This window comes from Paracoccus alkanivorans, from assembly GCF_003697785.1.
GTDB classification, from domain to species: domain Bacteria; phylum Pseudomonadota; class Alphaproteobacteria; order Rhodobacterales; family Rhodobacteraceae; genus Paracoccus; species Paracoccus alkanivorans.
The window spans coordinates 519,134-538,703 of the sequence record NZ_QOKZ01000002.1 but is presented as its reverse complement, the minus strand read 5'-3'; the positions used below and the strand labels follow the sequence as shown (position 1 = coordinate 538,703).

At 64.6% G+C, this 19,570-nt stretch carries 16 protein-coding genes and 1 other annotated feature; of the genes, 8 read left to right on the top strand and 8 right to left on the bottom strand.

All coding sequences use genetic code 11. The annotated features are described in order from the left end of the window. Window positions 1-116: 116 nt before the first annotated feature. The 4 genes from C9E81_RS07245 to C9E81_RS07230 all read right to left on the bottom strand — a co-directional run bounded on the left by C9E81_RS07245 (window position 117) and on the right by C9E81_RS07230 (window position 4,141). Window positions 117-968 carry a universal stress protein gene (locus tag C9E81_RS07245; RefSeq protein ID WP_122111618.1) on the bottom strand — a complete coding sequence of 284 codons (852 nt, stop codon included), beginning with the start codon at window positions 966-968 and terminating at the stop codon, window positions 117-119. Between the two features lie 13 nt (window positions 969-981). Beyond that, the gene (locus tag C9E81_RS07240) at window positions 982-2,463 is read right to left on the bottom strand and encodes a SulP family inorganic anion transporter (RefSeq protein WP_166461838.1); all 1,482 of its coding nucleotides are present in this window, start codon (window positions 2,461-2,463) and stop codon (window positions 982-984) included. Between the two features lie 65 nt (window positions 2,464-2,528). Then, window positions 2,529-2,586, bottom strand: a sequence feature (sul1 is cis-regulatory element that is thought to sense ions involved in sulfur or methionine metabolism; They are found in Alphaproteobacteria). Between the two features lie 99 nt (window positions 2,587-2,685). Beyond that, window positions 2,686-3,354: a nitroreductase family protein gene (locus C9E81_RS07235; protein WP_122111616.1), complete on the bottom strand. Its 669-nt coding sequence runs from the start codon at window positions 3,352-3,354 to the stop codon at window positions 2,686-2,688. 124 nt (window positions 3,355-3,478) lie between these two features. After that, a complete protein-coding gene (locus C9E81_RS07230; protein WP_425010618.1) occupies window positions 3,479-4,141 on the bottom strand; it encodes a TetR/AcrR family transcriptional regulator in 663 nt (220 codons plus the stop codon). A gap of 115 nt (window positions 4,142-4,256) precedes the next feature. Here C9E81_RS07230 and C9E81_RS07225 point away from each other — a divergent pair, with 115 nt between their 5' ends. After that, window positions 4,257-6,293, top strand: a complete 2,037-nt coding sequence (locus tag C9E81_RS07225) for an NADH:flavin oxidoreductase (protein ID WP_122111614.1) — start codon at window positions 4,257-4,259, stop codon at window positions 6,291-6,293. A gap of 205 nt (window positions 6,294-6,498) precedes the next feature. Here the strand turns inward: C9E81_RS07225 and C9E81_RS07220 are convergent, their stop codons facing one another. Next, window positions 6,499-8,457: a protein meaA gene (locus tag C9E81_RS07220; protein WP_122111613.1), complete on the bottom strand. Its 1,959-nt coding sequence runs from the start codon at window positions 8,455-8,457 to the stop codon at window positions 6,499-6,501. Between the two features lie 210 nt (window positions 8,458-8,667). Between C9E81_RS07220 and ccrA the strand changes: the two genes are divergently transcribed. After that, the gene (ccrA, locus tag C9E81_RS07215; RefSeq protein WP_122111612.1) at window positions 8,668-9,954 is read left to right on the top strand and encodes a crotonyl-CoA carboxylase/reductase; all 1,287 of its coding nucleotides are present in this window, start codon (window positions 8,668-8,670) and stop codon (window positions 9,952-9,954) included. Between the two features lie 13 nt (window positions 9,955-9,967). Here ccrA and mutL read toward each other — a convergent pair whose 3' ends face one another. From mutL to C9E81_RS07200, 3 genes are all read right to left on the bottom strand, one after another. Then, window positions 9,968-11,794 (bottom strand): DNA mismatch repair endonuclease MutL, encoded by a 1,827-nt coding sequence (gene mutL, locus C9E81_RS07210; protein WP_122111611.1) that lies wholly within the window; start codon window positions 11,792-11,794, stop codon window positions 9,968-9,970. A gap of 94 nt (window positions 11,795-11,888) precedes the next feature. Beyond that, window positions 11,889-12,797, bottom strand: coding sequence for an adenosylcobinamide-phosphate synthase CbiB (gene cbiB, locus C9E81_RS07205; protein WP_122111610.1), 909 nt, complete (start codon window positions 12,795-12,797; stop codon window positions 11,889-11,891). Next, complete coding sequence (locus C9E81_RS07200; RefSeq protein ID WP_122111609.1) at window positions 12,785-13,339, bottom strand: histidine phosphatase family protein; 555 nt, start codon at window positions 13,337-13,339, stop codon at window positions 12,785-12,787. The genes cbiB and C9E81_RS07200 overlap by 13 nt, the downstream gene beginning before the upstream one ends. A gap of 177 nt (window positions 13,340-13,516) precedes the next feature. Between C9E81_RS07200 and C9E81_RS07195 the strand changes: the two genes are divergently transcribed. The 6 genes from C9E81_RS07195 to C9E81_RS07170 all read left to right on the top strand — a co-directional run bounded on the left by C9E81_RS07195 (window position 13,517) and on the right by C9E81_RS07170 (window position 19,470). Further along, window positions 13,517-14,677: an isovaleryl-CoA dehydrogenase gene (locus tag C9E81_RS07195; RefSeq protein WP_122111608.1), complete on the top strand. Its 1,161-nt coding sequence runs from the start codon at window positions 13,517-13,519 to the stop codon at window positions 14,675-14,677. Then, entirely contained in the window at window positions 14,677-15,195 is a 519-nt protein-coding gene (locus C9E81_RS07190) for a lysozyme inhibitor LprI family protein (protein WP_122111607.1), read from the top strand. Before C9E81_RS07195 ends, C9E81_RS07190 begins: the two co-directional genes overlap by 1 nt. A gap of 21 nt (window positions 15,196-15,216) precedes the next feature. Then, window positions 15,217-15,708 carry a lysozyme inhibitor LprI family protein gene (locus tag C9E81_RS07185; RefSeq protein ID WP_122111606.1) on the top strand — a complete coding sequence of 164 codons (492 nt, stop codon included), beginning with the start codon at window positions 15,217-15,219 and terminating at the stop codon, window positions 15,706-15,708. 2 nt (window positions 15,709-15,710) lie between these two features. Next, complete coding sequence (locus C9E81_RS07180; RefSeq protein WP_122111850.1) at window positions 15,711-17,258, top strand: AMP-binding protein; 1,548 nt, start codon at window positions 15,711-15,713, stop codon at window positions 17,256-17,258. Between the two features lie 63 nt (window positions 17,259-17,321). After that, complete coding sequence (locus C9E81_RS07175) at window positions 17,322-18,926, top strand: carboxyl transferase domain-containing protein (RefSeq protein ID WP_122111605.1); 1,605 nt, start codon at window positions 17,322-17,324, stop codon at window positions 18,924-18,926. Window positions 18,927-18,984: 58 nt separating this feature from the next. Beyond that, window positions 18,985-19,470, top strand: a complete 486-nt coding sequence (locus C9E81_RS07170) for an O-acetyl-ADP-ribose deacetylase (protein WP_122111604.1) — start codon at window positions 18,985-18,987, stop codon at window positions 19,468-19,470. Window positions 19,471-19,570: the final 100 nt, after the last annotated feature.

Below are 19,570 nucleotides of genomic sequence, written 5' to 3'. Positions count from 1 at the left end.
TCCTTACCGGCAATATGGGGGTTGCGGCGGGAAATGAAAAGGCTTCGCCGCCCGCCCTGCCCAGATTTGCCGGGGCGGCATGTTACACCGGCAACAGGCCGCCCCTTGCCTGCACATTACCTGATCAGCAGGATCGGCACCTTGCAACTGCGGATCATTTCGAGCGCGGTCGAGCCGACGAACAAGGCGCGCAGACGGCTGTTTCCCGCGGCGCCCATGACCATGTGACCGAAGTTTTCGGTCTCGATCAGCTTGCCCAGAACCTCTTCGGGCTGGCCGGGCAATATGCGCGCCCCGGTTTCGAAGCCGGCCTTGATCAGCAGGCTTTTCACATCCGCCAGCGCCGTCTTTGCGGCGGGGCTGTCAGGGCCGACCGTCACGATCTCGAGCGGGAGCCCGGCATAGAGCGGGTTGCGGCTGACATGTTCCACCGCGCGGATCGCATTGGCGCTGCCGTCAAAGGCGACCAGAACCTTTTCGATCGGATTGAAGGCGCGCGAGGCCACGAAGAGGGGGCGGGTCGTTGCCCGCATCACCCGCTCCAGGTTGGAGCCGAGATGCCCCTTGGCGAAATCCGCGCCTTCGCCGCGTTTGCCCATGACGATCAGGTCCGCCCCGCCCTCCTTTTCCGAGACAGCCTCGATCAGGTCGCCATGCCGGAGATATTCGCTTGCCGTGATCCCGGCCTGCTCCAGCAGCGACTGCGCGTCCTCGAGGATTGCGCGGCCGCGTTGCACAGCCAGCCGGGCGCGTTGTTCGTCGATGCCGGCGAGCTGTTCGAGCAGGGCGCTGCGCGCGCCGAGCGTGATCGAACCCGACAGGTCCTGTCCGGGGCCGGTCTCGCGCCGTCCGAGCACATGCATCAGCTCGACATCCATGCCGGTGCGTCCGGCGATCCAGATGGCGTGGTCGCAGACCGTTTTCGAATAGACCGATCCGTCGACCAGCGCGATAAGCTTCCTTGTCATCAGATTTCCTCCCTCAATGCGCCATCAGCTTGTCGAGCGCGCCGGGCTTGTCATGCAGGGCGAGCTTGTCGACGATGGTTTCGGACGCCTCGTTCATGCCGACGATTTCGACTTCGGCACCGTCACGGCGGAATTTCAGCACCGCCATGTCCAGCGCGGCAACCGAGGAAATGTCCCAGATATGTGCGCCGCTGACGTCGATCACCACGTGGTCGACCGCCTCCCTGAAATCGAAGGCGCGCATGAATTGCTCGGCCGAGGCAAAGAAAAGCTGTCCCTCCACGAAATAGGTCCGGCAGCGCCCGTCCTCGGACAGGCTGGGCCTGACGCGGAACAGCTGCGCGATCTTACCGGCGAAGAACAGTCCCGACAAAAGCACGCCGACCAGCACCCCGATGGCGAGGTTGTGAGTGTAGACCACCACAGCGACCGTCGCCAGCATGACGAGCGACGAGGATCTCGGATGCGTCCTGAGTTGCTTGACCGAGGACCAGGAGAATGTGCCGACAGAGACCATGATCATGATCGCGACCAGCGCGGCCATGGGGATCCGCGCGACCAGGTCGCCAAGCGAGACCACCATGAACAGCAGGAAGACACCCGCCGCAAAGCAGGAAAGCCGCCCGCGACCGCCTGATTTGACGTTGATCATCGACTGGCCGATCATCGCGCAGCCCGCCATGCCGCCGATAAAGCCGGTGGCGGTATTGGCAAGGCCCTGACCGATGCATTCCTGGTTGCGATCCGATGTCGTGTCGGTGAGATCATCGACGATATTCGCTGTCATCAGGCTTTCCAGCAGCCCGACCACCGCGACCGCAGCCGCATAGGGAAAGATGATCGTCAGGGTTTCGAGGTTCAGCGGGATATCCGGGATCAGGAACATCGGCAGGGTGTCGGGAAGCGCGCCCATATCGCCCACGGTCCGAACGTCCCAGCCAAAGATTATCGCCAATGTGGTCAGCACGATGATCGTGACCAGCGGCGAGGGCACCGCGCGGGTGACATAGGGAAACAAATAGATGATGGCAAGCCCGGCGGCGACCAGCGGATAGGTCAGGAAGGGCACGCCGATCAGCTCGGGAAGCTGGGCCATGAAGATCAGGATCGCCAGCGCATTCACGAATCCGGTCATGACCGAACGCGACACGAAACGCATCAACTGCCCGAGGCGGGCGAACCCGGCCGCGATCTGCAGCAACCCGGCCAGCACCGTCGTGGCCAGCAGGTATTGCAGGCCATGATCCTTCACCAGCGTCACCATGAGAACGGCGGTCGCGGCCGTGGCCGCCGAGATCATCCCCGGCCGCCCGCCCGCGATGGCAGTGACCACGGCGATCGAGAAAGAGGCATAGAGTCCGACTTTCGGATCCACGCCGGCGATGATCGAGAAGGCGATAGCCTCGGGAATGAGAGCCAGGGCAACAACCAGCCCGGACAGCAGGTCGCCACGGATATTGCCGAGCCACTGGCGTCGGTAATCGTCGAATGTCATCAAAATGTCCCGTTCCTCTCCAGTGCGCAGCCTTGCTGCGTTCTGGCGTTTTCTTCAGTTTTCACGGTTATCCGGCGGATCGGCGGCCGGAAGAGCCACCCGGGAATCTCACCCGGGTCCAGACGGTCGCGCGTCGCATAGCCCGATAGAGGGCGGACTGCAAGCTTTCGCCCGCGATGAAACCGCCGCGGGAAAGTGGCTGCAGGCCGGGCTGCGCGTTCCTCAGAAAACCGACAGGATCTCGTCCAGCGGCTTCTTGCGTTTTGCCATGGCCGGGACGACCGCCGCCTCGGCGGGTAGGCCCACGGGCAGGATCATGACGGGTTTTTCGTTGTCGGGCCGGCTGCAAAGCTCGTTGAGAAACTTCATCGGGTTGGGCGTATGGGTCAGCGTGACCAGCCCGGCGTGATGGATCGCCGCGATCAGCATCCCGCAGGCGATGCCGACGCTTTCGGGGACATAGTAGTGCTTGTGCCGCTGTCCGTCCTCCAGCCCGTAGCGCTGCGCGAAGACCACGATCAGCCAGGGCGCGGTGGTCAGATGCGGCTTGTCCGGCCCGGTGCCCACGGGTTCCAGCGCCGCCAGCCACTCATCGCCGCCGCCACCGGCATAGAAGGCGCGTTCCTCTTCTTCGGCGGCTTGCCGGATGCGGGCCTTCATCGCCGGGTCGCTGATCGCGACGAAATGCCATGGCTGCTGGTTCGCGCCCGAAGGGGCGCTTCCGGCGGTTTCGATGCAGGCCTCGATCACCTCGCGCGTGACGGGCGTATCCGAAAAATCGCGCACGCTATGCCTTTTGCGCATGTGATCCCGGAACGCCCGCACCGATCGCAGTGAAGCCTCGGGCGACAATTGCACCCGGTCGGGCAGGGGCACTGGTTCATAGGTCACGCTTTCCTCCTGTTCTCATATGAAGGAAATCTTATGCGTGTTTCATGCGGTTTGGCCACCGGGCAGGGGTGGTTTAGCGGCTCGGTCGACGAAGTGCCGTTATTCGTGCATGGCCGAGGCTTTCTCAGCCCGCGCCGTTTTCCCCGGGCCGGAATCCGTGCCGCGCATGAAAGCGCGCCAGTTCGCTGGCGGTCGGGGCGTGGCCCGAGAAGATCTCGACATATCGGGGAATACGCCTCATCCGGACCCGCAGGCTTTCCCGCACCTGCATCGAGATATAGCCTATCTGGGTCAGGTAGACGGTGCGCGCCCTTGTATCGGCATCGTCCGGCGCATAGCCGAACCGCTCGAAGATCGACCGTATCGCCGCCAGCCGGTGTTCATCGGCGGCATTGACTCGCGCCATCACGGCATCGGATTGATGCGCCCAACCGCGCACCGCGAAATCCAGGCGCGGTTCGAAAAGCGTTTCGTCCAGGAACACCCCGATCAGGTTCAGCACCGCCTCTGCCGGGGTTTCAGCATAGGCCTTGCCCGCGTCGATGAAGGCACCGGTATTCTTTCGCTCCCATTCCTCAAGCAGCGCGTCGAGAAGCGCGTTGCGATCCTTGAAGAACCAGTAAAAGCTGGTGCGCGAGATATTCAGCCGGCTTGCGAGCGGCTGGATCTTCACCGCCTCGAGGCCGGTATCGAGGAAGGCCTGCTTGGCCGCCGCAAGCCAGAGTTCACGCGAACCGCGCCAGCCCGATGCCTTGGCCTCCTGACCCTGATGATCCGACATTCTCATATCCTGATCCTATCGCTCCGCCTTCAGGCTCACAAGCAGGAATATACATTAATGAACTCAATATTGACACTAGTGAACATTTCTGGAATCCTCCGCGAAGCCAAGGGAGACGCCCATGACCAACGATCCGCTCCTCCAGCCCTACCAGCTCAGGCACCTGACGCTGAAGAACCGGCTGATGATCACCAGCCACGAGCCCGCCTATCCCGAGGATGGCATGCCGAAAGAGCGTTACCGCGCCTATCATGCCGAGCGGGCGCGGGCCGGGGTGGCGCTGACCATGACCGCCGGATCGGCCTCAGTCGCCCGCGACAGCCCGCCGGTCTTCAACAATATCCTGGCCTGGAAAGACGAGGTGGTCGGCTGGATGAAGCAGCTGACCGACGAGTGCCACGATCACGGCTGCGCGGTGATGATCCAGCTCACCCATCTGGGCCGCCGCACACGGTGGGACAAGGCCGACTGGCTGCCCGTGGTCTCGGCAGGGCATGAGCGGGAGCCCTCGCACAAGGCTTTCCCCAAGAAGGCCGAGGATTGGGACATTGCCCGGATCATCGAGGATTACGCCGACGCGGCAGAGCGGATGCAGGCGGCGGGGCTCGACGGGATCGAACTGCAGGCTTATGGCCACCTGATGGACCAGTTCTGGTCGCCCCTGACCAATGAGCTGGACGGGCCCTATGGCGGCTGTCTCGACAACCGGCTGCGCTTCACCTTTGACACGCTGAGGGCGATCCGCGACCGGGTGGGGCCGGATTTCATCGTCGGCATCCGCTATACCGGCGACGAGGATCTGCCGGGCGGGCTGACCAAGCAGGACGGGCTGGAGATCTCGCGCCGCCTGAAGGATTGCGGGATGGTCGATTTCCTGAACGTTATCAAGGGTCATATCGATACCGATGCGGGCCTGACCGACGTGATCCCGGTGCAGGGCATGCGTTCCGCGCCGCATCTGGACTTCGCCGGAGAGATCCGGGCTGCGACTGAGTTCCCCACCTTCCACGCCGCCAAGATCCAGGACGTGGCCACCGCCCGCCACGCCATTGCCAGCGGCAAGCTGGACATGGTCGGCATGACCCGCGCGCATATGGCCGATCCGCATATCGTGGCCAAGATCATGCGCGGCGAAGAGGATCGCATCCGCCCCTGCGTCGGTGCGAATTACTGCCTCGACCGGATCTATCAGGGTGGCATGGCACTGTGCCTGCACAACCCGGCAACGGGGCGCGAACTGGAGCAGCCGCATGAGATCGCCAAGGCCCAAACCCGGCGGCGCGTGGTGATCGTCGGTGCCGGCCCGGCAGGGCTGGAGGCCGCGCGTGTCGCCGCCGAGCGGGGGCACGAGGTGATCCTGCACGAGGCGGCGAATGACCCGGGCGGGCAGATCCGCCTGACGGCCCAGACATCGCGCCGGGCCGAGATGATGCAGATCGTCCAGTGGCGCTTCGAGGAATGCCAGCGGATGGGCGTGAATTTCCGCTTCAACAGCTTCGCCGATGCCGGGACCGTGCTTGCCGACAATCCCGATGCCGTCATCGTCGCCACCGGCGGGTTGCCGCATACTGGGGTGCTGGAGGAAGGCAATGCGCTGGTCGTATCGGCATGGGATATCCTGTCAGGCGATGCGCAGCCGGGGCAGAATGTGCTGATCTATGACGATGCGGGCGATTATGCCGCGCTGCAGGCAGCCGAGAAGATCGCCGCCACCGGCGCGAAGGTCGAGATCATGACCCGTGACCGCATCTTTGCCCCGGAGGTCATGGCGATGTCGCTGACCCCGTCCATGCGCGAGTTGCAAAAGCGCGACGTGACCTTCACGGTAACATGGAAGCTGGACCGGGTGCGGCGCGATGGCAATGAATTGCTGGCCGGGATCGGCAGCGATTACGGCGGCGTCACCCGCGAGCACCGGGTGGACCAGGTGATCGTCAATCACGGCACGAGACCGCTGGACGATCTTTATTTCGATCTGCGTCCCGGCTCGGTCAATCTGGGCGAGGTGGATTACGAGGCCCTTGTCGCCGGTCAGCCGCAACAGGTTCAACGCAATCCCGGGGGCAGTTACCGGCTGTTTCGCATCGGCGACGCCGTGGCCGCGCGCAATACCCATGCCGCGATCTATGATGCGCTGCGGCTGGTAAAGGTGCTTTGACGGCAAGGTATCCCCGCGTTTCGTTGCCGGGCGGTTTTCGTGACGGCGGCGCTGCGTGGCATCGGCGCCGCAAGGTATTTGAACAAAGAAGAAGAGAGGGGTTCGCTCGTGGATGATAACGCCGGGATATTGCGCCAGGCCTGCGGAGATTGAGCCAGACAGGAATGCGTCCCTGCAAGACCGACCGGCCCGGCCGGCCTGACGATCAGGCCGCCGCCGCTCCCGGTTCCACAAGCGCCACGATATCCATCATGATCCTGTTGAGCTGGAAATCCTTGGGCGTATAGACCCGCGCCACGCCCATGGCGAGCAGCCGTTTCGCGTCTTCCTCGGGGATGATCCCGCCGGCGATGACGGGGATATGACCCAGCCCCGCCTCGCGCATGCGTTCCATCAATTCCTCGATCAGGGGCAGGTGGCTGCCCGACAGGATCGACAGGCCGACGACATGGGCCTCTTCCTCCAGGGCGCGGGTGACGATCTGCTCGGGCGTCAGGCGGATGCCTTCATAGGTGATATCCATGCCGCAATCGCGGGCGCGGAAGGCGATCTGCTCGGCGCCGTTGGAATGCCCGTCCAGCCCCGGTTTGCCGACCACGAATTTCAGACGCCGCCCCAAGCGGGTGCTGACCGCATCCACCGCCTCGCGGATCTCCTCCAGCCCCTCGGTCCGGTTCGAGGGCGAGGCCGACACGCCGGTGGGTCCGCGATACTCGCCATGGATTTCCCGCATCACCCCGGCCCATTCGCCGGTCGTGACGCCGGCCCTGGCCGCCTCGACAGAGGGGGGCATGATATTGCCACCGTTCCGCGCCACCTCGCGCAGCGCGGCCAGCGCGGCCCGGGCGGCACCCTCGTCGCGGGTCTCGCGCCATTCGTTCAGGCGGGCGATCTGGTCCTGCTCGACCTCCGGATCGACGGTCATGATGCCGCCATCGCCTGCCGTCAGCGGCGAGGGCTCGCCCTGTTCCCAACGGTTCACGCCGACCACCACGGTCTCGTTCGATTCGATCCTGTTGAAACGCTCGGCATTCGACTCGACCAGCCGGGATTTCATGTAGTCGATGGCCGCGATCGCGCCGCCCATCTCGTCCAGCAGCTTCAATTCGTCGCGCGCACCCGCCTTGAGTTCCTCGACCCTGGCGGCGATGACCGGGTTACCGTCGAACAGGTCGCCATATTCCAGAAGGTCGGTCTCGTAGGCGACGATCTGCTGCATTCGCAGCGACCATTGCTGGTCCCATGGCCGGGGGAGCCCGAGCGCCTCGTTCCATGCGGGAAGCTGCACCGCCCGCGCCCGCGCGTTTTTCGACAGCGTCACCGCCAGCATTTCCAGCAGGATGCGGTAGACGTTGTTTTCCGGCTGCTGCTCCGTCAGGCCAAGGCTGTTGACCTGCACACCATAGCGGAAACGCCGGTATTTCGGCTCCTCGATACCGTAACGGGTGGCGGTGATCTCGTCCCACAGCTCGGTGAAGGCGCGCATCTTGCACATCTCGGTCACGAAGCGGATGCCGGCATTCACGAAAAAGCTGATTCGCCCGACCATGGCCGGGAAGTCTCCGGCCGGGACCTTGCCCTTCAGGTCGTCCAGAACCGCGATCCCGGTGGCCAGCGCATAGGCCAGTTCCTGCTGCGGCGTCGCCCCGGCTTCTTGCAGGTGGTAGGAGCAGACATTCATCGGGTTCCATTTCGGCAGGTGCTTCGCCGTATAGGCCGCCACGTCGGTAATCATCCGCAATGAGGGCTTGGGCGGGCAGATATAGGTCCCGCGCGAGAGGTATTCCTTGATGATGTCGTTCTGCACCGTGCCCTGCAGTTTCGTGACATCCGCCCCCTGTTCCTCGGCCACGGCGATATAGAGCGACAGCAGCCATGGCGCCGTCGCGTTGATCGTCATCGAGGTGTTCATCTGTTCCAGCGGGATCTGGTCGAATAGCAGCCGCATGTCGCCAAGATGGCAGATCGGCACGCCGACCTTGCCGACTTCGCCCCGTGCCAGCACGTGATCGCTGTCATAGCCGGTCTGCGTGGGCAAATCGAAAGCTACCGACAGGCCGGTCTGCCCCTTGGCCAGATTGCCCCGGTACAGTGCATTCGACTTTTCGGCCGTGGAATGGCCCGCATAGGTGCGGAACAGCCAGGGTTTGTCTTTCTCGGCCATTTCAAGTCCTCGCAACAATCTTTCGACTGAATCCCAGATACAGAAACATTGATGCGCAGTCAATTCGCCGCGTCGCGGCAATTTCAACAACCGCATAGACACAATATTACAAATTATCAGTTCTTATGGTTGCAAAATTGCGCAAGCCATCATAGGAACAAGCTCGGATACCCGGTGATTCTGCACCGCGGCACGGTGAAGGAGATGCAGATGGCCCTTGATGCCCCGATCGCGCCCTATGAGGCGCCCCAGAAAGATCTTTACGAGATCGGCGAGATGCCGCCCCTCGGGCATGTGCCCAGGCAGATGCATGCCTGGGCCATTCGCCGCGAACGCCACGGAGAGCCGGACAAGGCGATGCAGCTGGAAATCGTGGATACCCCGGCGATCGACAGCAACGAGGTGCTGGTCCTGGTGATGGCGGCTGGCGTCAACTACAACGGTATCTGGGCCGGGCTGGGCCAGCCGATCAGCCCATTTGACGGGCATGGCGCGGAATATCACATCGCCGGATCGGATGCCTCCGGGATTGTCTGGGCGGTGGGTGACAAGGTCAAGCGCTGGAAGGTCGGCGACGAGGTCGTCATCCATTGCAACCAGGACGATGGCGATGACGAGCATTGCAATGGCGGCGATCCGATGTATTCGCCCAGCCAGCGCATCTGGGGATACGAGACGCCGGACGGTTCATTCGCCCAGTTCACCCGTGTGCAGGCGCAGCAGCTCATGCCCCGCCCGCGTCACCTGACATGGGAGGAATCGGCCTGCTACACGCTAACGCTGGCCACCGCCTACCGGATGCTGTTCGGCCATGAACCGCATGAACTGAAACCGGGCATGAACGTGCTGGTCTGGGGCGCCTCCGGGGGGCTTGGCTCCTATGCCATCCAGTTGATCAACGCCGCAGGCGGCAATGCCATCGGCGTAATCTCCGAAGAGGACAAGCGCGATTTCGTCATGAGCCTTGGCGCCAAGGGCGTCATCAACCGCAAGGACTTCAACTGCTGGGGTCAGCTTCCCAAGGTCAACACCCCCGAATATGCCGATTGGTTCAAGGAAGTCCGCAAGTTCGGCAAGGCCATCTGGGACATCACCGGCAAGGGCAACAATGTCGATATCGTCTTCGAACATCCGGGCGAGGCGACCTTCCCGGTCTCGACCTTCGTGTGCAAGAAGGGCGGCATGGTGGTGATCTGCGCGGGCACCACCGGGTTCAACTGCACCTTCGATGTCCGCTACCTGTGGATGCATCAAAAGCGCGTGCAGGGCAGCCATTTCGCTCATCTGAAACAGGCCAGCGCCGCCAACCAGCTTATGCTGGAGCGCCGCCTTGATCCCTGCATGTCCGAGGTTTTCCCCTGGGCCGAGATCCCGCAGGCGCATATGAAGATGTATAAAAACGAGCACAAGCCCGGCAACATGTCGGTGCTGGTGCAGGCCCCGACCACCGGGCTGCGCACTTTCGAGGACGCGCTGGAAGCCGGGCGGAAGGGCTGACCGGGGCTGGTCCCTAGCGGCCGAAGAGCCGCTCGATATCCGCCAGCCGCAGCTTGACCCAGGTGGGTCTGCCATGGTTGCACTGGCCGGATTTCGGGGTTCGTTCCATGTCGCGCAGCAATGCGTTCATCTCGTCGGCGGTCATCCGCCGGCCGGAACGCACCGAGCCGTGGCAGGCCATCGAGGACAGCACCGCGTCGAGCCGCGCGCGCAGGCGGTCCGAGGTGCCTTGGTCGGACAGGTCGTCCAGAATGTCGCGGATCAAGGCCTGTGCGTTCAGCCTGGTCAGCATCGCGGGCGCCTCGCGCACTGCCACCGCGCCGCCGCCGAATGCCTCGATGACAAGGCCGAGTTCGGCCAGTTCACCGGCGATGGACAGGATGCGGGCGGCGTCGGCTTCGGACAGTTCGACGATCTCGGGGATCAGCAGGGCCTGGCTGGCGATGCCATTGGCCTCTGCCTGGGCCTTGAGCCGTTCGTAGACAAGCCGTTCATGCGCGGCATGCTGATCGACGATGACCAGCCCGTCATCGCTTTGCGCGATAATGTAATTCTCGTGGATCTGGGCGCGTGCCGCCCCAAGGGGGGCCGTGGCTGGGGCGTCGTCACCCGCGGGCTCGAACCGGGCGGAGGGTGCCTCGGAAAAGCCGGTCTCCTGCATCGGCACGGGCGCCTGCAGATCGAGGCTTGCCCGGATCGCCCCGCCAGAGGGGCGGTAATCCATCTGGTAATTGCGCGGCGGCGGCGCGTTCAACCGGGCGGGCTCAGGCCGGAACGCGGCCAGCGTCGCATCGCCCACGGTCGAGGAGGCCCGGTGCCCGGCATTGGCCAGCCCGTGCCGAAGCGCGCTGACCACCAGCCCACGCGCGGCGGTGGGATCGCGGAACCGGACCTCGGCCTTGGCGGGATGGACGTTCACATCGACAAGTTGCGGATCGCAGGTCAGGTACAGCACCGCCGCCGGATGCCGTCCCGAGGCCAGCACATCCATGTAGCCCGCCCGCAGTGCCCCGGTCAGCAGCTTGTCGCGCACCGGGCGGCCATTGACGTAAAGATGCTGCGCCACCGCCGCGCCACGCGAATAGGTCGGCAGGGCGGCAAAGCCGGTCAGCGTCAACCCGTCGCGCTCGGCATCGATGGCGATGGCATTGTCGATGAAATCGCGGCCCATGACCCGGGCCAGGCGGGCCTGAAGCGCGCCGAACAGTTCCCCTTGCTCGGCATCGGCGCGGAACGCCTCCTTGCCGTCGGCGCTCAGGGTAAAGCCGGTATAGGGCTCGGCCATGGCGAGGCGGCGAACGGTCTCGGCCACGGCCTGCGTCTCGGCACGCTCGCTGCGCATGAATTTCAGCCGCGCGGGGGTGGCAAAGAACAGATCGCGCAGCTCGACCACCGTGCCGCGATTTCCGGCGGCGGGACGGGGCGGAGTGATCCGGCCCGCAGTGACCGAGATTTCCGCACCCTCATCGCCGTCCACGCGCGAAGTGATGGTCAGCCGTCCCACCGCGCCCAGTGAGGGCAGCGCCTCGCCGCGGAACCCGAAACTGTTGATCGCCAGAAGGTCATTGCCGTCGATCTTGCTGGTTGCATGGCGTGAAAGCGCCAGCGGCAGGTCGTCGGGCGTCATGCCGCAGCCGTCATCGCTGACGCGGATCAGCCGCTTGCCACCTTCCTCTATGGCGATGTCGATCCGGGTCGCGCCCGCATCCAGCGCATTCTCGACCAGTTCCTTGACCGCCGAAGCCGGCCGCTCCACCACCTCGCCCGCCGCGATGCGGTTGGCGGTGGCCTCGTCCAGTTGCCGGATGATCGGGCGGATATTGGGGCTGTGGTTGTTCATTCTACCAGATTTAGCAGTTGCGGGATCTGTTTGCCAGTGATTCGGGTGAGGCGAATGGCGGGCGCCCGCCTTGTGCCGGGCTGTCCGCAAATGCTTAAAGCAGGACGATCACCAGCAAAACCAGCCCGCCCGCGATGATTGCCCGCCGATACAGCGCCAGCGCGGGCTCGATATCGGTGGCGTCGGGATCGCGATCCGATCCGTTCAGCCATGGCTCATCCGCGATTTGGCTGCCATAGATGCGCGGACCGGAAAGCCGCACTTTCAGGGCGGCGGCCATTGCGGCCTCGGGCCAGCCGGCATTGGGCGAGCGATGGCCCCCCGCGTCGCGTCTTGCGATCCGCCAGGGATGCAGGGAGCCGGAGGCGAGCGTGAACAGCAATGCCGTCAGCCGCGCCGGCAACCAGTTCGCGAAATCGTCCAGTCTTGCCGCGAAACGGCCGAATTCCTGATGACGCGGCGTCCGGTGCCCGATCATCGAGTCCAGCGTGTTGATCGCCTTGTAGGCCGCGATTCCGGGCAGCCCGGCCGCCGCCGCCCAGAACAGCGGCGCGACCACACCGTCCGAGGCGTTCTCGGCCAGGCTCTCGATGCCGGCGCGGGACAGGGCGGCCTCGTCGGCGCGGGAGACGTCACGCCCCACGATCATCGATGTCGCCTCGCGCGCGGCTTTCAGATTGCCCGCCAGAAGCGGTGTTTCAACCGCGCGCAGGTGATCATGCAGGGACCGTGCAGCGACCAGCGGCCATGCCAGCAGCCCGGCGATGACCGGACCCAGCAAGGATTGCAGGATCAGTGCGGGCAGGACCGCCGCCGCGATGACGATCAGGCTGGCCGCCATGCCCTTGCCAAAGCGTTCACTGCCCCGGTTCATCCGGTGGTCCAGCCGCTCGATCAATGCGCCGATCCAGACCACCGGATGGCCAAGACGGCGATATAGCGCATCGGGCCAGCCGAGAAGCGCATCGGCCAGCAGGGCGATCAGGGCACTCAGGGCAAACATTCCGCCTCCGCCGTCAGGTTGACCGCCTCGACCGCCCACCCCCTGCCGGTCCGGCGCATGATCGTCAGCGATAGCGGCGCGACCGAAAAGGACAGGGCCGCTGCGCCCACCACCAGCGACAATGCCGCCCGGACGGTTCCGGCATGGGCGACGATCAAGGTATCATCCGTCAATGCCTGCAATTCGGGCCGGACACGCGCGGCCATGTCGTCGAAGCTTTCGCCACCCTCGGGCCGATGCGCGGCGATCCGCTCCGGCTCAAGATTGCCAAGATCGGGCAAATCCTCGTAGCGCCGCCCCTCCCAATCGCCGTAATCCTGCTCCCACAAGGCCGGGCTGGTGCCGGTGACCTCAAGCCCCAATGCGGCGGCGGTCTGCAGACAGCGCAGCGCCGGACTGCAGATCACCCGCCCGGGATCGCCGATCATGCGCCGCATCCGCGCGCAGGCGGTCGAATCGCTGCAATCGGCATCGATATCGCGGCGGCCGGCCAATCGTCCCCCGCTCAGCGGCGGGGCGTGGCGCAGAAGTTTCAGCCGCATGAGCCGCTCCGTCCCGGTTTCGACACCAGGCAGGACTATCGCAATCATTCCAGGGTCGAAAGCGGCAATATTGACCTGTAGCGGGATCGGGCGCAGGCTTTTGCTTGACGCAGGGGATCTGCTTGGCGTATTTACATTAAATGAACATATGTTCAATAAATGGGAGGAGGGGGCGCGATGTTCACCCGAGGAATGCAGTTCGATCTGGGCGAGGATGTGAATGCGCTGCGCGAGATGGTGCATCGTTGGGCGCAGGATCGCGTCAGGCCCATGGCGGCAGAGGTGGACCGCAAGAACGAATTTCCCAACGAGCTATGGACAGAGATGGGCGAACTGGGCCTGCTGGGCATCACCGTGCCCGAGGAGTTCGGCGGTTCCGGCATGGGCTATCTGGCGCATGTCGTGGCGACAGAGGAGATCGCCCGGGCATCGGCTTCGGTCAGCCTGTCCTATGGCGCGCATTCGAATCTGTGTGTGAACCAGATCAAGCTGAACGGCACCGATGAGCAGCGGGCGAAATACCTGCCCAAACTGTGCAGCGGTGAGCATGTCGGCGCGCTGGCCATGTCCGAGGAAGGGGCGGGCAGCGATGTCGTTGGCATGAAGCTGCGGGCCGAGAAGAAGAATGACCGCTACGTGCTGAACGGCAATAAATACTGGATCACCAATGCGCCGGATGCACAGACGCTGGTTGTGTATGCAAAGACCGACCCGGATGCCGGCAGCAAGGGCATCACCGCATTCATCGTCGAACGCGGGATGCAGGGTTTCTCGACCAGCCCGCATTTCGACAAGCTGGGGATGCGCGGCTCGAACACGGGCGAGCTGATCTTCGAGAATTGCGAGATCCCGTTCGAGAACGTGCTGGGCGAGGAGGGCCGCGGCGTGCGTGTCCTGATGTCGGGCCTCGACTACGAGCGGCTGGTGCTGTCGGGCATCGGCACCGGAATTATGGCGGCCTGCCTGGACGAGGTGATGCCCTATGTCGCCGAGCGCAAGCAGTTCGGCCAGCCGATCGGGTCGTTCCAGCTCATGCAGGGCAAGATCGCCGATATGTATGTCGCCCTGAACACCGCGCGCGCCTATGTCTACGAGGTGGCTAGGGCCTGCGACGCGGGCAAGGTGACGCGGCAGGACGCGGCGGGCGCGGTGCTTTACGCCTCCGAGCAGGCGATGGTTCAGGCGCATCAGGCGGTGCAGGCCCTGGGCGGAGCCGGTTTCCTGAATGACAGCGTGGTCAGCCGCCTGTTCCGCGACGCCAAGCTGATGGAGATCGGCGCGGGCACCAGCGAAATCCGCCGGATGCTGATCGGGCGGGAACTGATGGGGCTGGTCTGATGCGCGGGGTTGTCATTGCGCTCATGATGATGGCGGGCGCGGCCATGGCACAGGATGACGGCATGCCGGCGTTCGACCCTTCCTTGCTCGAGACCTGTCTCGACAACGCATCCTTGCGGGCCGAACAAGGCGAGGAACGGGATGCCGAAAGCTGCATCGGTCTGGCCGCAGGGCAATGCATGAAAGAAGAGGGCGGAGATACCACGGCCGGAATGGTGCAATGCCAAAGCCGGGAAACCGGGTTTTGGGATGCCCGTTTGAACGATGCCTACGCGGCGGCGATGGCGCAGGCCGAGGAGATGGACCGGATCAACGCCAAGGCCGACCCATCCGCCCCGAAACAGGCGGCCGCCCTGAAGCAGATGCAGCGCGACTGGATCGCGTTCCGTGACAGCAGTTGCGCCTATGAGCGCTCCTTGTGGGGAAGCGGTAGCGGCGCGGCGGTTGCCTTGGCGGGATGCGCGCTGTCGATCACAGCGGAGCAGGCATTGCGGCTGGAGCGATACAGGGAACGCTAGGCAGCGAGGAGGAGGAAAAATATGAGACTGTTGCAGCTTCTTTTCGCCGTGGCAGGGCTGACGGTATCCGCGCCGGTATTTGCGGGCGATGCCTCGGGGCTGGACCCGGCGGCGATCGACCGGTGCATCGGGGCGGGAGAGGGCGGCAATTGCGCGGATGCCGGGATGCAGGCTTGCCGTGAATATGCAGAGACGAAATATACCGGAGATGATCCCGATTTTGTCGAGAAAAACTGTCTCGACGCTTCGCATCAGGCCTGGGAGGCGAAGCTGAGCGAAACCTATCAGGCGCTTTTGGACAAGGAAGCCGAGGCGGGGATCAAGCCGCAGGAAATGCTGCGGCAGACCGAGCATGCATGGATCGGTTTCCGCGACAGCCTGTGCGATTACAGGGCGGATGCCGCAACTGCCCGCGAGGCGAGCGGCGAACTCGCCCGGCTGGAATGCCAGAGGGACGAGGCCGCACGGCATTGGGCGCTGCTGAATGCCCGGTTAAGGGACATGCCCGAATGACCATGTTGGCCGGTCATGACTATCCTGCGCTTTGGCGCGACTTCAGATGGGAATGGCCCGCCCGCCTGAACATGGCCGATCAATGCCTGTCGCATCACGGCGCGCGCGTGGCGATCATCGAGTATGACGGCACCCCGCATCCCGTGACCTATGCGGAACTGTCGCAGATGGCGGCGGCATTGGCCCATGCGCTGCAGGCGGAGCGGGGCGAGAGGGTGGCGGTGCTGCGCACGCAATCGGCATGGACGGCGGCGGCGCATCTGGCGGTGTGGAAATCGGCGGCGATCTCGATCCCGCTGTTCAAGCTGTTCGGTCCCGAGGCACTGGAACTGCGTCTGCGCGATGCCGGTGTCCGCACGGTGATCGCCGATGCCGAGGGGCGCGAGATGCTGCGCGCCTTCCCGGATCTGCGGGTGATCGTGCCCGAGGATGGATTGCCCAAGCCTGGCCCCTTCGCCACCCTTCCGACCGGTCCCGAAGACCCGGCGGTAATCATCTATACCTCGGGCACGACCGGGGCGCCCAAGGGCGCGCTGCACGGCCATCGCCTGCTGACCGGCCATCTGCCGGGCGTCGAGATGAGCCATGACCTGCTGGGCCAGCCCGGCGACTGCCTGTGGACGCCGGCGGATTGGGCATGGATCGGGGGGCTGTTCGACGTGCTGATGCCGGGGCTCGCGCTCGGTGTGCCGGTGGTGGCGGTTCGGATGCCGAAATTCGATCCTTCCGAAACGGTCCGGCTGATCGCCGATTGCGGCGTGCGGAACATCTTCTTCCCGCCGACCGCGCTGAAGATGCTGAAGGCCGCCGATATCTCGATTATCGGGTTGCGCTCGGTCGCCTCGGGCGGAGAGACGCTCGGGGCCGAGATGCTGGATTGGGGGCGGCGGGCCTTCGGCCTGACGATCAACGAGTTCTACGGCCAGACCGAATGCAACATGGTGGCATCCTCGGCCTCGTCGATGTTCGCCGCCCGCCCCGGATCGATCGGCAAGGCCGTGCCGGGCTTCGATGTCCGGGTGATCGACGAAAGCGGCCAGCCGACCGATGCCGAGGGCGATATCGCCGTGCGGCGCGGGGCCGGTTCGATGATGCTGGAATACTGGAACCGCCCCGATGCGACGGCCGGGAAATTTCGTGGCGACTGGCTTGTTACCGGCGACCGAGGCGTGATCGAGGACGGCTATATCCGCTTTGTCGGGCGCGACGATGACGTGATCACATCGGCGGGCTACCGCATCGGCCCCTCCGAGATCGAGGACTGCCTGCTGAAACATCCCGCGGTCGCACAGGTAGGGGTTATCGGCAAGCCCGACCCCGTAAGAACAGAAATCGTCAAGGCTTACATCGTGTTGCGGGATAAATTTCATCCATCGGACGAACTGGCCTGCGAATTGCAGTCCCACGCCAGACGCCTCTCTGCCGCTCATTCCTACCCGCGCGAGATCGCCTTTCTTGACGCTCTTCCAATGACCGTGACCGGCAAGGTGATGCGGCGGGAATTGCGGCAACTGGCGATTGCCGAGAACGAGGGAGGCAGGGATGGATGACGCATTTCCCCGCAACCGACGCCAGATGACGACCGAATTTTTCCAGATCGGAGCCCGCCGCGCATGAAACTCAGATCCGCCGCCCTGACCACGTCCGATGCTTTCAAGGCTAATCGCGAAGCGCATCTCGCGCTGCTCGCCACCGCCCGCGAGGCCGCCGAGGCAGCCGCCGCCGGGGGCGGGGCCAGGTCGATGGAGCGCCATGTCAGCCGCGGCAAGATGCCTCCGCGTGAACGGGTGGCGAACCTGCTCGATCCCGGCTCGCCCTTTCTGGAAATCGGGGCTGTGGCGGCGCATGGCATGTATGATGGCGCAGCGCCGGGGGCGGGAGTGATCGCCGGGATCGGGCGGGTTCATGGCCAGGACGTGATGGTCGTCGCCAATGACGCCACGGTGAAGGGCGGCACCTATTACCCGATGACGGTGAAAAAGCACCTGCGTGCGCAAGAGATCGCGGCGGAATGTCATCTGCCCTGCGTCTATCTGGTCGATAGCGGCGGCGCGAACCTGCCCAACCAGGACGAGGTCTTTCCCGACCGCGACCATTTCGGACGCATCTTCTACAACCAGGCGCAGATGTCGGCCAAAGGCATCCCGCAGGTCGCCGTGGTCATGGGCTCCTGCACCGCGGGCGGCGCCTATGTGCCCGCCATGTCGGACGTGACGATCATCGTCCGCGACCAGGGCACGATCTTCCTCGCCGGTCCGCCGCTGGTCAAGGCCGCCACCGGAGAGGTCGTGACGGCCGAGGATCTGGGCGGCGGCGATGTCCATACCCGCCTGTCGGGCGTGGCCGATTACCTGGCCGAGGATGACGCCCATGCACTGGCGCTGGCCCGCCGCACCATCGGCAATCTCAACCGCCGGATGCCCGAAAGCGTCCTCTGGCAATCGCCCGAACCCCCGGCCTATGACCCCGACGAGATCCTTGGCGTCGTGCCCGCGGATCTGCGCACCCCCTATGACATCCGCGAGGTGATCGCCCGCATTGTGGACGGCTCGCGCTTCGACGAGTTCAAGGCGCGTTTCGGCGAGACGCTGGTGACGGGTTTCGCCCATGTCGAGGGCTGCCCGGTCGGCATCGTGGCGAATAACGGCGTGCTGTTCTCCGAGGCCGCGCAGAAGGGCGCGCATTTCATCGAATTGTGCTCGCAACGCGGCATCCCGCTGGTGTTCCTGCAAAACATCACCGGCTTCATGGTCGGGCGCAAATACGAGAACGAGGGCATCGCCCGCCACGGCGCCAAGATGGTGACCGCTGTGGCCACGACTTCGGTGCCCAAGATCACCATGCTGGTCGGCGGCTCTTTCGGGGCAGGGAACTATGGCATGGCAGGCCGCGCCTATTCGCCGCGTTTCCTGTGGACATGGCCCAACAGCCGGATCTCGGTGATGGGCGGGGAACAGGCGGCGGGCGTGCTGGCCACCGTCAAGCGCGACGGGATCGAGCGGCAGGGCGGCAGCTGGTCCGCCGAGGAAGAGGCGGAGTTCAAGCGCCCCACCATCGAGATGTTCGAGCGCCAGTCGCACCCGCTCTATGCCTCGGCGCGGCTTTGGGATGACGGTATCATCGATCCGTGCAAGAGCCGCGATGTGCTGGCCCTGTCGCTGCGCGCCAGCCTGAACGCGCCGATTGCGCCGACGCGCTTCGGTGTCTTCCGGATGTGATTGTGGCAGCGATGGATGCCTCCGGCGGAGGTATTTTGGCAAAGAAGAAGGAACCGGAATGATACGGGTCTGGCAGGGAGATATCACCACATTGACCGTGGATGCCATCGTCAACGCGGCCAACGGGACGCTGCTTGGCGGCGGCGGCGTCGATGGCGCGATCCATCGCGCGGCAGGACCCGGTTTGCTGGAGGAATGCCGCAGGATCGGCGGCTGCCCGACGGGGGAGGCGCGCATCACCGGCGGCTACGATCTGCGCGCCCGGCATGTCATCCATACGGTCGGCCCGGTCTGGCGCGGAGGCGATCAGGGCGAGGACGGCCTGCTTGCCTCGGCCTATCGCAACAGTCTCGTGCTGGCCCGCGAGCACGGGCTTGCCAGCATCGCCTTCCCGGCCATCTCGACCGGCATCTACGGTTTTCCGCCCGACCGCGCCGCCCGTATCGCCGTTGAAACGATCCGGGCTCATGGAGAATCCCTTCAGGTGACGCTGGTCGCCTTTGACGAAGTCACTGCCCGATATCTCGAAGAGGCGCTCGGATGACCTCTTCTTCTTTGTGCAAATACCTCGCGGGGCCGCCGGTTGGTGCGCCACCGGTTCGAGAACCAGCCGGCGGCGGGCGCGAAGCCCCCGGCGCCCGCCA